Raw genomic sequence first — 13,785 nt, 5'->3', positions numbered from 1 at the left:
GTCAGTCCCGGTCCGCCGCGCCCTCCGGGCCGCCCTCCGCGAGCACGCGGTACGCGGGCCGCAGCAGGTCGAGCAGCGGGATGTGCCGCGCCTTGACCGGCGGCGGGTCGAGGGCGCGCAGCAGCAGGTCCGACGGAGAGGCGGGCAGGTCGCCGCGGTCGCGCAGCCGGGCCGGCGAGACCGGCGTCTCGTAGAAGTCCGCCATCCGCTCGGCGAACGGCACGTCGGGCACGTCGAAAAGGCCCGGCCGGGACGGCTCCTCGCCGCCGCCCGTCCCCGCCAGAGCCGTGTCGCGCAACGCGTCCAGCAGACGGTCCCTGGCCATGCCCCGCCAGGCCAGCACCAGGAACGGGTCGTCGTCGAACGACTCCGCCAGGACGTACAGCACCGCCGACAGGTGCTTGCAGGGGAACCCCCAGTCCGGGCACGAGCAGGACATCTCCAGCCCGTCCTCGTCCGGGAACAGCGGCAGGCCGACCGAACGGAAGACCTTCTCGATCTCGGGCGGCATCTCCCCGGCGAGCAGCGCGGCACGGTGCAGCGCCTGCCCGGCCAGCGCCTCGACCACGTCCCGCCACCGGTCCGCGCCGTACGCCTCGACCTCGACGACGACCCGGTACGGCGTGGGCCGCGACCCCTGGACCCGGGACCGCACCCGGCCCGGCGCGATCTCCAGGTCGAGCACCTGACCGGACCGCGCGTACGAGCGGCCGCGGGAGAGCCGGCCGCGGTCGCAGAGGGTCTCCAGGATGTCGATGAACCGGCGCGACCACCACTGCTCGCCGATCGAGCCGCGCTTGCTGCGCACCCGCAGGCCGCCCTCGACCTTGATCGGGCGGGAGGGCTCGAACCAGTCGCCGTGCGACCCGCTGCCCCCGGACTTCTTCCGGATCACTGCACGGCCTCCGATCCGAGCTGGAACAGCTCACGCAGCCGGTCCGTGGACAGCTCGGCGATCCAGTCCTCGCCGGCGCCCACGACCCGCTCGGCGAGCGCCGTCTTGCGCTCGATCATCTCGTCGATCCGCTCCTCCAGGGTGCCCACGCAGATGAACTTCCTGACCTGCACGTTCCGTGTCTGCCCGATGCGGAAGGCGCGGTCGGTGGCCTGGTTCTCCACGGCCGGGTTCCACCACCGGTCCACGTGGATCACGTGGTTGGCGGCGGTGAGGTTCAGGCCGGTGCCGGCCGCCTTGAGCGACAGCAGGAACAGCATCGGCTCGTCGTCGTTCTGGAACCGCTCCACCAGCGCGTCCCTGCGGCTCTTCGGCAGGCCGCCGTGCAGCCACAGGACCGGCCGGTCGAGGTGGGCGGCCAGGTAGGGCTGGAGCAGCGCGCCGAACTCGGAGTACTGCGTGAAGACCAGGGCCTTGTCGCCCTCGGCGACGACCTCCTCGGCCAGCTCCTCCAGCCGGGCCAGCTTCCCCGACCGGCCGGGCAGCCGCGAGCCGTCCTTCAGCAGGTGCGCCGGATGGTTGCAGACCTGCTTGAGCTTGGTCATCGCGGCCAGCACGTTGCCGCGCCGCTCGATGCCCTCGCTGTCCGCGATGCGGGCCATCATGTCCTCGACGACCGCCTGGTACAGCGTGGCCTGCTCGGGCGTGAGGGTGCACCAGACCTTCATCTCCATCTTCTCCGGCAGGTCGGAGATGATGGTCTTGTCGGTCTTGAGGCGGCGCAGCACGAACGGCCCGGTGGCCCGGCGCAGCGCGGCGGTCGCCGCCTCGTCGCCCGTGCGCTCGATGGGCTCCTGGTAGCGGGTGCGGAACTCCTTGGCCGGCCCGAGCAGGCCGGGATTGCAGAACTCCATGATCGACCAGAGCTCGGCCAGGTGGTTCTCCACCGGCGTGCCGGTCAGCGCCAGCCGGGTCCGCGCGGGCAGGGCGCGCACCGCCCGCGCCTGCCGGGCCGCGCTGTTCTTGATCGCCTGCGCCTCGTCGCAGACGACCCGGCCCCAGTCGAACCCGGCCAGGGCCTCCTGGTCCCGCAGGGCGGTGCCGTACGTGGTGAGCACGACGTCCGCCCGGCCCACCCGCTCGGCCAGCTCGTCGCCGCGCTCCCGGCCCGTGCCGTGGTGCAGGTAGACGTCCAGTGACGGCGCGAACCGCGCCGCCTCCTTCTGCCAGTTGCCGAGCAGCGACATCGGGCAGACCAGCAGCGTCGGAGCCGGCCGCGCGCCCGACTCCCGCTCGCTCAGCAGCAGCGACAGCGTCTGTGCGGTCTTGCCCAGGCCCATGTCGTCGGCGAGGACGCCGCCGAGGCCGATCGCGGACATGAACGACAGCCAGGCCAGCCCGCGCTCCTGGTACGGCCGCAGCGCGCCCTGGAAGGCCTCCGGGGTCGCCACCGGGCGCAGCCGGCGGTCGGCCTCGCCGGACAGCAGGTCGCCGAGCGGGCCGTCCGCGTCCACCGCCACCAGCGGCAGCTCGTCCTCGCCGCCCTGGGCCACCTCCCGGAGCACCTCGTGGACGGTCGCCGCGCCGTTCCGGCGGCGCTCGACCGCGCGCAGCGCGGCCCGCAGCTGCCGGTCGTCCAGCTCGACCCAGCGCCCCCGCACGCGTACCAGGGGGACCTTGAGCCGGGCCAGCTCGGCCAGCTCCTCCTCGTCGATCGTGTCGTCGCCGATGGCGAGCTCGGCGCGGAAGTCCACGAGCTGCTCCATGCCGAACCCCTGTCCGGCGACGGCTCCGGGACCGGACTGCCGCGTCCGCGCGGTGAGCTTCAGCCCGAGCCGGGTGCGGCCCGCCCAGGCGGGGAGCTGCACCCCGAACCCGGCGGCCTGCAGCAGCGGCGCGGCGTGCCGGAGGAACGCGTACGCCCCGGCCGTGTCGAGGGCCAGGCCGTCCGGGCGCGGGCCGCGCAGCGCCTCGTCCACCTTCGGATACAGGCGTACGGCCCGGCCGAGCCCGGCGAGCAGCGTCTCGTCCGGGCGGCCGGGGAACCCCGGCGCGCCCGTCCCCGCCCAGATGTCGCGGGCGGTCAGGTAGAGGCTGGGGTCCTCGGCGGACTGGAGGGCGAACTCCAGCCGCCACACGTCGCCGTCCGGGGCGTCCGGGGCGTCCGGGGCGGCCGCGGGCTGCCCGCCGTACGCGGCGACCACATCCGCGGGCACGAACGCGGCCGGGTCGAGGTCCGGGTCGAGGTCCGGGTCGAGGTCCGGGTCGAGGTCCGGGTCGAGGTCCGGCTCGGGCTCGGTCAGCCGGAAGCAGACCCGGACCGGCCCGTCGAGGCGGTGCGCGGCGGCGAACCACTCCAGCAGCGGCGCGGCCAGCTTCTCCGCCTCGGCGGGTTTCACGCCGGGCAGCGCCGCCGCCTCCCCGCTGAGCGCCACCGTCCAGCGGTCGGCCAGCGGGCTGCGCGGGCCCGGGCGGTGGCCGCGCAGCAGCCGGTCGGGCAGCGACCGCCGCACGACCGCGTCGGTGAGGCAGGCCAGCACTTCGATCAGCACGTGGGCCGAGGGGCGCTCCTCGTCCACGGCCCGGCAGACGGGCGGCATCGCGGCGGCCAGCTCGCGGAACCGGGCGGCGTACGGGCCGGTCAGCACGGGACGCCAGCGCGCCGCGTAACCGCCGTCCTCGCCGACGAGCTGGGGGAGCACCCGGCCGTGCGCGACGAGATCGGCGGCGTATCCGGCGACCGCGGCGAGGTAGCGCAGCGAGGCGCCGGGGACCGGGACCCGCGACGTCGATCCCACCGGTTCGGAGGACGTGCCGAGGTGGTCGCCCGGTCCACCCGCCCCGCCGAGGGCCGGCGCCTCGTCGGCCTCGTCGGCCTCGTCCGGCTCGTACGCCGCGGCCGGGAGGTGGGCCGGCGCGTCCACCCGCTCAAGCAGGGCGAGTGCCTCACTCGCGGGGATCCGCAGCGCGGGCACCCGCCACAGCGCCATGGACGGGCGGCGCGCGGCGGTCGTGAGGCCGGACTCCGGGGACGGCAGCGGGCCGCGCGCCGAACCGGGCAGCAGCAGGACCAGGTCGGCCGCGGCCGCCTTGGCCGCCGCGGCGCCGGGGACCTCCCCCCACAGCGACAGGTCGGCGGCGACGGCCGCCGCCGGCGCCGCGAACGGATGCGGGCGGATCTTGGCCCGTGACGCGGTGGCCGGGCCGCCGCGCGTGTCCTCCGCCCAGATCGCCAGATCGCCGCCGCACCAGGCGCCGTGGATCACCAGCACGCGGTAACTCCTTTCCGAACAGGGCAACGCTAACAGCGGGCGCCGGGTGGAGGAGCCCGTCCGCCGGGAGCCTCCGGGCCATCTGTCCGCCCGTGACCGACGGGAAACGAAAGAGCCCCCGGAACGGTTCCGGGGGCTCGGAGAGGGACGCCCCCCGGCGGCGGATCCGAGAGTTTCGTCATTTCGGCGAAAGTTTCGGAAACGGCCGCGCGGAAGGTCGTCCCGGATGTCCGCGGGTCAGGAGGCGGCGCAGGTGACGGAGGACGGCGTGCCGTTGCCGCCCGACCAGTCAGCGGTGAAGCCGAACGTGGTCGAGCCGTTCGGCGCGACCGTGCCGTTGTAGCTCACGTTCCGCACGGTGACGTTCGCTCCGGACTGGCTCAGCGTGCCGTTCCAGAGCTGGGTGATCTTCTGGCCGTTCGGGAACGCCCAGGTGACGGTCCAGCCGCCGATCGACGACGAGCCGGTGTTCGTGACCGTGACCTCGGCCTGGAAGCCGTTGTTCCACTCGTTCACCTTCTGGTACGTCGCCGAGCAGGACCTGCCGGGGTTCGGCGAGGAGGTCGGGCTCGCCGACGGGCTCGGGCTGGCGGTCGGGCTCGCCGAGGGGCTGGGGCTGGAGGTGCCCCCGCCGAGCGCGCCGCTCACCCCCGTGTACGCGGGCTTGGCGTTGAAGGAGTTGTCGAACAGCAGCGGAGCGCCGTACCCGGCGAACACGTCCGGCACCCAGGAGTACTTGTCGGTGACCCCCCAGACGGTGATGCCGACGCAGCGCGTGACGTTCAGGCACGCCTTGGTCAGGGCGGCGTAGTTGGCGCTCTGGGTCGCCAGCTTGCCCGAGTCGGCCGGGGTCTGCATCCGGACGTCCACCTCGGTCAGCGCCACATCAACGCCGAGGTCGGCGAAGCGCTGCAGATTGGCCTGCAGATCCGAGGGGACCTGGCCGAGGATGAGGTGCGTCTGGAGGCCGACGCCGTCGATGGGGACGCCCTGCTGCTTGAAGGCCTTGACCATGTTGTACACGGCCGTGCTCTTCGAGTTGATCCCCTCGATGTTGTAGTCGTTGTAGTACAGCTTGGCGGTCGGGTCGGCCGCCCGCGCCGCCTGGAAGGCGGTGGCGATGTAGCTGTCGCCGATCGTCGTCTGGAAGACCGACTGGCGGCGGGTGCCGTCGTCGTTGAACGCCTCGTTGACCACGTCCCAGGCGTACAGCTTGCCCTTGTAGTGGCCGGCGACGTTGCTGATGTGGTTCTGCATGACCGAGGTCAGCGTGGCGGCGTTGAAGCCGCCGTTGCTCACCCAGGACGGGAGCTGGCTGTGCCAGACCAGGGTGTGCCCGCGCACGCTCTGCCCGTGGCCCTGGGCGTGGCTGACGATGGCGTCGCCGCCGGTGTAGGTGAAGGAGCCGCGCGACGGCTCCGTGGCGTCCCACTTCATCTCGTTCTCGGGCGTGACCGAGTTGAACTCCCGGTCGGCGACCGTCGCGTACGCCGACTCGCCGAGGTGGTTGTTGGCCAGGGCGGTACCGAAGTACCTGCCCTGGGCCGCGGCGAGTTGACCGAGGCCGCTGGCCGCGGACGCCGGGCCGGTCACCGCGGCGACGACGGCCGCGGCGGCCAGGGCCGTCGCGGCGAGGCCCGCCAGCGTCTTCGCAGGCGTGCGGGAAGTGCTGTCCATCATGGGGTGTGTCACCTCTTCTGTCCTTGCAGGGGGTGGCCCCGGAGGCGGACACCGCCGGGGAGCGTGCCCGCCTCCCCTGGGGGCTGTGGTCCGGGGAGGCGGGCGGTCAGGGGGGCGCGGTTACGCGGGGGTGCAGGTGATCGGCGCCGGGTCGCCGCCCGCGCCGGACCAGCCGCCGGTGAAGCCGAACGCGGTCGAGGTGCCCGGGGCGAGGGCGCCGTTGTAGCCCACGTTCTTGACGGTGACGTTCGCCCCGGACTGGCTCAGCGTGCCGTTCCAGACCTGGGTGATCGTCTGGCCGTTCGGGAACGCCCAGCCCACGGTCCAGCCGCTGATCGCGGTCCCGCCGCTGTTCGTCACGGTGACCTCGGCCTGGAAGCCGTCCTGCCAGGAGTTCGTCACCCGGTAGGTGGCCGCGCACGCCCGGCCCGTGGGGGAGGGGCCGGCCGACGGCGACACCGAGGGCGAGGGGGACGCGGACGGCGACGCGGAGGGTGAGGGAGAGGCGGACGGCGAGGGTGAGGGTGAGGGAGAGGGAGAGGCGGACGGCGACGGCTCGGCGCCGGGGGCCGTGCCCCAGATCGTCGCGCCGCCGGAGTGGATCGTGATGTTCCGCACGGTCACCGGGGTGGAGCCCGGGGTGGTGGACACGCCCGAGTACGACCAGTCGTTCGACGGGTCCCAGGAGCCCGAGCTGGCGATCCGGAACTGGACCTCCCGCCGCGACTCCGACTGGCCCGCGGGCGCGATGACCTGGCCCGAGCAGTCGATCGTGACGTAGTAGATCCGCCCGGAGAACTGTGTCGGGCCGGTGGGCGCCATGCACTGGTTGTACGCGGTGGTCAGGGTGATCTGCGCGGGGGTCGTGTCGCCGTCGAGCGTGAAGTAGTAGCGGAACGTGCCGTCGGCCAGCGCCCTGGCCGGCCACGCCGAGTGGTTGACGATCAGCGTCTTGATCTCGGTGAAGTTCGGGCCGGCGGCGTTCACCGACGCCTGGGCGTAGATCTCGGGCCCGTCGGGCGTCTCCGCCGGAGGGAAGTTCGTCAGCGGCGTTCCGCCGTACTCCTTGTACAGCCGGGCCAGCGCGCCGGTGAATCCGGCGTTGTAGTCGGTGGCGACCTCGTTCATCACGTAGTCGCTCCGGCTGTCGGTGTAGGCGTCGTCGGCCGCCTTCGGCCCGCCGACCAGCGCGCCGTACAGGATGTGCCGGCTCGCGGCGGGTTCGGCGATGTTGTTGGACCACGAGCCGTGCGCGGTCCGGTGGTGCGGGTTCTTCGGCGGGTTGGCGCCGAACCCGATCATGTACGACGAGTTGCGGGGGTTCGCGCCGAGCGCGTAGTCGATCTGGCGGACGCCGAAGTCGTGGTAGCGCGCCTTGCGGGTGGCGTCGGTCAGCCAGTCGCTGTAGACGAGGGCGACGAACGCCGTGTTCGCCGCGTAGCGCAGCGACCCCCACTGGTCGAGCACGGCCTCGCCGCCGGGGGAGTAGGGGACCTTCTGGCCGTTCACGCCGACGGTCCAGAAGTCCAGCCAGCGGTTGGCGTCGTCGGCGTACTGCTGCTTGCCGGTGAGTTCGGCCAGCAGCACGTAGCACCCGTACGACTTGTCGTCCCAGGCGATGGTCCACTTGTACGACTTCGTGGTCGACTGCGGCTCGGTGCCCAGGCCGGCGTAGTACGACTCGGCCTTGGTGAGGTAGGACGCGTCCTGAGTGGCGCGGTAGAGCCAGATGGCGCCCCACACCAGCTCGTCGTTGTAGCCGCTCCAGGACTGGTAGTAGCCCGCCGCGTCGGTGATGCAGTCGCTGTACTTCTTCCGCACGGTGTCGGCGAAGGTGTAGAGCTGCCTGGCGTGCGTCACCAGCGTGTCGGCGTACGCCGGATCCGTCGGGCGGAAGACGATCGAGGACGCGGCCATCGCCGCCGCCGTCTCACCGGCCAGGTCCGATCCGCCGCAGGTCGCGTCGATCTTGTACGCGGGGCGGGTCATCGGCATGACCTCGGCCGGCCCCCACCAGGCGTGGTCGGTCCCGCCGTTGCCCACCTGGCCGTACAGCACGTTCGGCGAGGGGTGCGCCTTGATGAAGTAGTCGTTGACGTACCTCAGGTCGCCGAGCAGGTAGGTGAGCTGCCCGGACGACGCGTACGCGTCGCGGTACTCGGCCGCGCCCCACGCCAGCATGGTGGCGGTCGACGCCATCGGCAGGCCGAACTTGACGTGGTCACCGGCGTCGTACCAGCCGCCGGTGAGGTCGAGGCCCGCGTCCTTGCCGTCGTTGAGAGCCGAGTCGCCGCGCCAGCTCACCCTGCCCGCGGCCGGCAGCTTCCCGGACCGCTGCGCCTCGTAGAAGAAGAGGGATTTCTGGAGCGCCTCGCCGTAGTTGAACGCCGGCGCCGCCGCCGCGGCGGGGGTGAGCGCCGCGCTCTCGGTCACCGGTGAGAACGCGGCCGCGGCCAGCAGGGCCGCCAGAGCCGTGAACATACGCCGCATGTGGATGCCTCGCATAGGGGGGTCGGGGGCGCGACGGCGGGTCAGGCGCCGTCGCGCCCCGGCTTCGGCGGGGAGGCCGGGCCCGGTGCCCGGCCTCCCCGGCGGTACCGGGGGGTGCGGTGAAGGGTCAGGCGACACCGTTCCCCCGGGTCTGGATCACCGGGTCCGCGCCGCCGGCCTGCGGTCTCAGGGGAAGAGCAGGCCGTACTGGCCGAGGGCGGTGGCCACGTCGACCTGTGCCCAGAACCGGTGGTAGTTGAAGGTCGGCGCGGGGGCCGTGCCGTTCAGGTACGCCTGGACCTTCGGCCAGTCCGGGTCGTTCTTGTACCAGGACCGGATGGAGATGAAGGTCGAGTTCGAGTTGATCGCGTCGCCGTTCGGCATCGTGCCGGTCCAGCCGGCCGGGACGTAGACGGGGTCGTCGAGGCGGTTGTAGTCCGCCTTGGTCTCCGGCACCGACACGCCCTTGGCGTCCTGGTTGTGCTGCCAGATGCCGTCGAGCAGCGCCTTGGCGGTGTTCTTGGCGGCCGTGTGGCCCGACTTGGCGGCGTAGAACATGAGGGTCTTGGCGTAGGAGCCGGCGACGCCCACGTCGGTGGTGCGGTCGACGACCGTGACGTGCAGGCCGGTGTTGGCCGGGGGCATCCCGGGGCCGCTGAAGTTGGCGTCCGGCTGGCCGGTCCAGCGCAGCGTCGAGGGGATCTGGTAGGTGCCGTCGGCGTTCACGGTGGTGTTGGCCAGCGCCCAGGTGACCCACTTGTCCAGGATGGCCTTGGCGTTGGCGTCACCCGTGGCGTAGTAGTACTCGGCCACGCGCTCCATCGACCAGGCCTGGAAGCCGAACCACTGGTTGGACGGCGGGTCGTGGTAGACCGGCTGCCAGTCGTACGACATGCCGAAGAAGGTCGGCAGGTTCGCCGGCGGGGCCGCGTAGTGGCCCTGGTAGCTGTTGGTCGCGCCGCCCGCGATCGCGCCCTCGGCCGACTGCAGCCACTTGTAGAACTGGAGCTGGCGGGTGAGGCTCGCCGACCAGTCGGTGACCGCCGTCGTCCCCTTGGGCTTCAGCTCGTTCACGTTCGACAGCGCGTACGCGGCGAGCGGGTTCTGGTAGCCGGAGTGGTTGTGGCTCGACCCGATCCGCCAGGCCCAGCCGGCCGAGCTGTCGTTCGCGCCGCCCCAGGCGTAGTACCAGCTCAGCAGGTAGGCCGCGCTGTCCTTGCCGGTGCCGGCGGCGCAGGAGGTGGCGGTGCAGCCCTGCTTCTTGAAGTACTTGTCGTACATCGCGTAGCGCAGGTAGTCGCCCATCTTGGCGGCCTTGGCGACCGTGCCGGAGATCTGCGACTCCTTGCCCTGGTCCTTGGCCCACTGCAGCGCCCAGTAGGCCACCTGGACCGCGCGCGCGTCGGCGTCGGGGGCGTTGGTGTACTTCCACTGCTTGGCGTACGAGGCGTCCTTGGTGAACAGGTCGAGGTACCCGTTCGGGCCGCCGAACTTGAACGTGTCGCAGGACGGCTGCGGGATCGTCTCGAAGACCGACTCCTCCGGCCCGCGCTGGTAGGTGTTGATGTACGCGGGCTTGGTGGTGCCGTCGCCGCAGCGGCCGAAGCCGTAGGTGTTGTCCACGTCGAGCAGCCAGTGCATGCCGTACACGTCACCGGTGCCGTAGGCGGACTTCAGCTCGCCCGCGATCGGGTCCACGCCGACGCTCACGCCCGACTCGAGCTGGGACGGGTACTTCGTGATGTCGTCCCACTCACCGGCGTACGTCGCCGGCTTGCTCGCGTTGTAGAAGGAGTTCGTCGGCTGGTCGGCGGTGGCGGGGATGATGTACTTCTCCAGCGAGGCCCACGCGTTGTTGAACTTGCTCCAGTCCCCGGTGACCTTGCCGTACATCGCCTCCAGCCACAGGTAGTAGCTGTAGGCCTCGGACGTGGTCTCGTGGCCCTGGTCGGGGGCCTCCACCATCAGCGTCTCGACCGAGTGGTACGGCACGCCCTGGGGTGAGAAGTACCCGTTGGCCGGGTCGTGCAGCTTGTTGTACATCGTGAGGAAGTTCTGCACGTACGCGTTGCTCGGCGGGCTGACGGTCGGCGACGCGGACGGGGAGGGCGAGGCCGACGGCGACGGCGAGGCGGAGGGAGACGCCGACGGGGACGCGGACGGGGACACGGACGGGGAGGGCGACGGACCGCCGCCACCGCAGGTCACCCCGTTGATCGTGAACGAGGTGGGCGCGGGGTTGGCGCCGCTCCACGTGCCGTTGAACCCGACGCTGGTCGAGCCGCCGGTGCCCAGGGAGCCGTTCCAGTCCAGGTTGGTCGCGGTGACGGCGGCGCCGCTCTGGCTCCAGTTGGCCGACCAGCCCGGCAGCGTCACCTTCTGGCTCCCCGGGAAGGTGAACTTGAGCGTCCAGCCGTTGATCGGATCGCCGAGGTTGTTGATGGTGAGGTTGGCGGTGAACCCGCCCTCGCCGGGCGAGGACGTCCATTCGTTGACCGCGTAGGTCACGCCGCAGGAGACCGCGGCGGACGCGGGGGACTGCGCCAGGCCGGCCAGCATGGCGGCGGAGACGCCGGCGGCGGCTACCCAGGCGATCTGTCTCCGTGATCGTGGGAGCGCTCCCGCTCGTGGGGGTCGTGTGCGCATCTTCTGGGGTTCTCCAATGGTGGGGGGTGGCACCGGCGAGACGGAGCGCCAGGTGGCGGACGCGGCCTCGCGGTGCGGACGGACGGCTGGATCGAACCGGACATGGGAGCGCTCCCATTCAGGATTGTGGAACCACCCTCCGCGATGTCAATCACCGTCCGCGCGGCGCCCGTTCGCGCGCTCTCCCGCGCCGGGCGGGCCGCGCGCGCAGGCTGGCCTTTTGCCTGGTACGCCGCTGAACAGCAGGCGTGTACCGGTTGAAACTTTCATCTGTTTCGCCCGGGTTTGGGGCCAGGTTGGCGGGTAGGCGCATACGCATCTCCGATATGGGAGGCGACCATGGTTCACACCAGGGAAGGTCACTCGACCGGCGAACTGGTCCGGCAGATGTCGGAGCAGGTGTCCCGGCTGGTCCGGGGCGAACTGCGGCTCGCCAAGATCGAGCTCATGGAGAAGGGCAGGCACGCCGGGTTCGGCGCCGGGCTCCTCGGCGCGGCCGGGGCGACCGCGCTGCTCGGTGGAGCGGCGCTGGTCGCCGCGGCGATCATGGCGCTGGCGCTCGTGCTGCCCGGCTGGGCGTCCGCGCTGATCATCGGCGGCGGCCTCCTCTTCCTGGCCATGCTCGTCGGGGTGGTGGGCAAGCAGGTGGTGTCCTCCGCCGGACCGCCGACGCCCCATCGCGCGATGCGCAGCGTCAAGACCGACATCGGCGTGGTGCGAGAAGGCGTGCGCCGATGAGCGAGACCGGCGCCGGGACAGACCGCCACGGTGCGGGAGAGGTGGGGGTGCACAGCCACCTCGTGGAGGGCGGCGCGGTCGCCGACTCCGGCGACACCCTGAACGAGACCATCCAGCGCGTCGCCGTCGCGTGGCGGCCCCTCGCCGATGAGCTGGCGGCGGTGCGCGGCGACATCGAGCGCGACCGCGCGGAGCTCGCCCGTACGGTGGCCGAACTGGTTTCCCGGTTCGACCTGAGGAGCCGGGCCCGCGTGAAGGCCCGCCAGGCCGGCGGCCTGATGCTGCCGGCGGCGGTCGTCGCCCTCGGCGCGGCCGCCGGGCTCGCCCTGCGCCGGGCGAGGAGGCGCCGGATGCGCGGCCGGGGAGGCGCCTGAACGCTCGTGAGTGGTCCGGCATCGCGATGATGGCACGATGTCGGGAGCATCACGAGAAGGAGCGCGCGTGGACGAATGCGTGTTCTGCGCCATCGTGGCGGGCCGCACCCCCGCCGCGACGGTGCTGTCGGACGAGGTGGCCGTGGGTTTCCTCGACGCCCGGCCGGTGTTCAAGGGGCACGTCCTCGTCGTGCCCCGCGTCCATGTCGAGACCCTGACCGACCTGGATGACGCCGACGTCGGGCCGTACTTCCAGCGGGTACGCGAGGTGGCCAGGGCGGTGGAGGAGGGCCTCGGCGTCGCGGGCACCTTCGTCGCGCTGAACAACCGGGTCAGCCAGAGCGTCCCCCACCTGCACACCCACGTCGTGCCGCGCGACCGCAAAGACGGGTTGCGCGGCTTCTTCTGGCCCCGGGTGAAGTACGCCGACGAGGGCGAGGTCATGGAGTACGCCGCGCGGATCCGGGCCGCGATCCAGAAATCTACAACGTAAAGGACGCGGCGTGGAACCTTTGGTGGCGGCCCTCGTGGTCGCGGTCCTGATCGGCGTGCCGTCCGTCGTCCTGTGGCGTGTGCTGCGCGGCCGGAGCGAGCTGGGCAGCAGCCCGGCGGAGCGGGCCACGTTCGAGACCCTGCACACGGCCTCGCTCGCCGCGCCGCCGCTGCGCGCGGGGCTCACCCAGGCCGGCGCGCTCAAGGCGTCCCGGCACCTGCGCGAACTCCTGGGCTCCCCGGCGATCGCCGTCACCGACCGCGAGGAACTGCTCGTCTACGACGGCGCGGGCGACCACCACGCCAAGGACGCGTTCCGCCACGCCGCCGGGACGCTGGAGGACGGCCGGACTCAGGTCCTGGCGCTGGACTGCGTGTACCTGGAATGCCCGATCCGGCACGCCGTGGTCGTGCCGCTCACCACCGAGGACCGCGTCGTCGGCACCCTCGCCGCGTACGGCGACCACGCGTCGGCGGGGCTGGTCCGGGCGGCGCAGGAGGTGGCCCGGTGGGTGGACTCGCAGCTTGAGCTGGCCGAGCTGGACCGCTCCCGCACCATGCTGATGGAGGCCGAGGTCAGGGCGCTGCGCGCGCAGATCTCGCCGCACTTCATCTACAACTCGCTGACCACGATCGCCTCCTTCGTCCGCACCGACCCGGAACGGGCCAGGGAGCTGCTGCTGGAGTTCGCCGACTTCACCCGGTACTCGTTCCGGCGGCACGGCGACTTCACCACGCTCGCCGAGGAGCTGCACTCCATCGAGCGCTACCTCACCCTGGAACGGGCCCGGTTCGGCGACCAGCTTCAGGTGACGCTGCGCATCGCCCCGGAGGTGCTCGCCGTCGCCGTGCCGTTCCTGTGCCTGCAGCCGCTGGTCGAGAACGCCGTACGGCACGGCCTGGAGAGCAAGCCGGGCGTCGGCCGGATCTCGATCCTGGCCGAGGACGCGGGCGCCGAGTGCGGCATCAGCGTCGAGGACGACGGCATCGGCATGGACCCGGAACGGCTGCGCCGCATCCTGTCCGGCGAGGACCGGGCCACCGGCGTCGGCCTGGCCAACGTGGACGAGCGCCTCCGGCAGGTGTACGGCGACGAGTACGGCCTCATGGTCGAGACGGGCCGCGGCGCCGGGACCAAGGTCAGCATCCGTCTCCCCAAGTACCACCCCGGCGTCTCGGCCTGACAACCGGCCGCGTT

The 13,785-nt window shown here is 72.2% G+C and carries 9 protein-coding genes; 4 read left to right on the top strand and 5 right to left on the bottom strand.

The features are described from left to right. Position 1: 1 nt before the first annotated feature. The 5 genes from AWQ71_RS37965 to AWQ71_RS37945 form a co-directional block, all read right to left on the bottom strand. Complete coding sequence (locus AWQ71_RS37965; protein WP_245658933.1) at positions 2-895, bottom strand: SWIM zinc finger family protein; 894 nt, start codon at positions 893-895, stop codon at positions 2-4. Next, positions 892-4,167, bottom strand: a complete 3,276-nt coding sequence (locus AWQ71_RS37960; RefSeq protein WP_067143702.1) for an SNF2-related protein — start codon at positions 4,165-4,167, stop codon at positions 892-894. Before AWQ71_RS37960 ends, AWQ71_RS37965 begins: the two co-directional genes overlap by 4 nt. 237 nt (positions 4,168-4,404) lie before the next feature. After that, positions 4,405-5,847 carry a glycoside hydrolase family 10 protein gene (locus tag AWQ71_RS37955; RefSeq protein WP_245658931.1) on the bottom strand — a complete coding sequence of 481 codons (1,443 nt, stop codon included), beginning with the start codon at positions 5,845-5,847 and terminating at the stop codon, positions 4,405-4,407. A 120-nt stretch (positions 5,848-5,967) separates the two neighbouring features. Beyond that, on the bottom strand, positions 5,968-8,337 hold the full coding sequence (locus AWQ71_RS37950) for a glycoside hydrolase family 9 protein (RefSeq protein ID WP_067143700.1): 2,370 nt from the start codon (positions 8,335-8,337) through the stop codon (positions 5,968-5,970). A 186-nt stretch (positions 8,338-8,523) separates the two neighbouring features. Then, complete coding sequence (locus AWQ71_RS37945; protein WP_067143698.1) at positions 8,524-10,983, bottom strand: glycoside hydrolase family 48 protein; 2,460 nt, start codon at positions 10,981-10,983, stop codon at positions 8,524-8,526. 339 nt (positions 10,984-11,322) lie between these two features. On the opposite strand from AWQ71_RS37945, the gene AWQ71_RS37940 reads away from it, so the two are divergent. The 4 genes from AWQ71_RS37940 (at position 11,323) to AWQ71_RS37925 (ending at position 13,771) form a co-directional block, all read left to right on the top strand. Continuing rightward, the gene (locus AWQ71_RS37940; protein ID WP_067143695.1) at positions 11,323-11,721 is read left to right on the top strand and encodes a phage holin family protein; all 399 of its coding nucleotides are present in this window, start codon (positions 11,323-11,325) and stop codon (positions 11,719-11,721) included. After that, on the top strand, positions 11,718-12,095 hold the full coding sequence (locus tag AWQ71_RS37935) for a DUF3618 domain-containing protein (RefSeq protein ID WP_157570828.1): 378 nt from the start codon (positions 11,718-11,720) through the stop codon (positions 12,093-12,095). The genes AWQ71_RS37940 and AWQ71_RS37935 overlap by 4 nt, the downstream gene beginning before the upstream one ends. Before the next feature lie 67 nt (positions 12,096-12,162). Further along, positions 12,163-12,588 (top strand): HIT family protein, encoded by a 426-nt coding sequence (locus tag AWQ71_RS37930; protein ID WP_157570827.1) that lies wholly within the window; start codon positions 12,163-12,165, stop codon positions 12,586-12,588. 10 nt (positions 12,589-12,598) lie between these two features. Beyond that, positions 12,599-13,771 carry a sensor histidine kinase gene (locus tag AWQ71_RS37925; protein ID WP_067143686.1) on the top strand — a complete coding sequence of 391 codons (1,173 nt, stop codon included), beginning with the start codon at positions 12,599-12,601 and terminating at the stop codon, positions 13,769-13,771. Positions 13,772-13,785 lie beyond the last annotated feature (14 nt).

The sequence above is a fragment of the Microtetraspora malaysiensis genome (genome assembly GCF_001528665.1).
Classification (GTDB): domain Bacteria; phylum Actinomycetota; class Actinomycetes; order Streptosporangiales; family Streptosporangiaceae; genus Microtetraspora_A; species Microtetraspora_A malaysiensis.
This window is presented reverse-complemented; position numbering and strand designations above follow the sequence as displayed.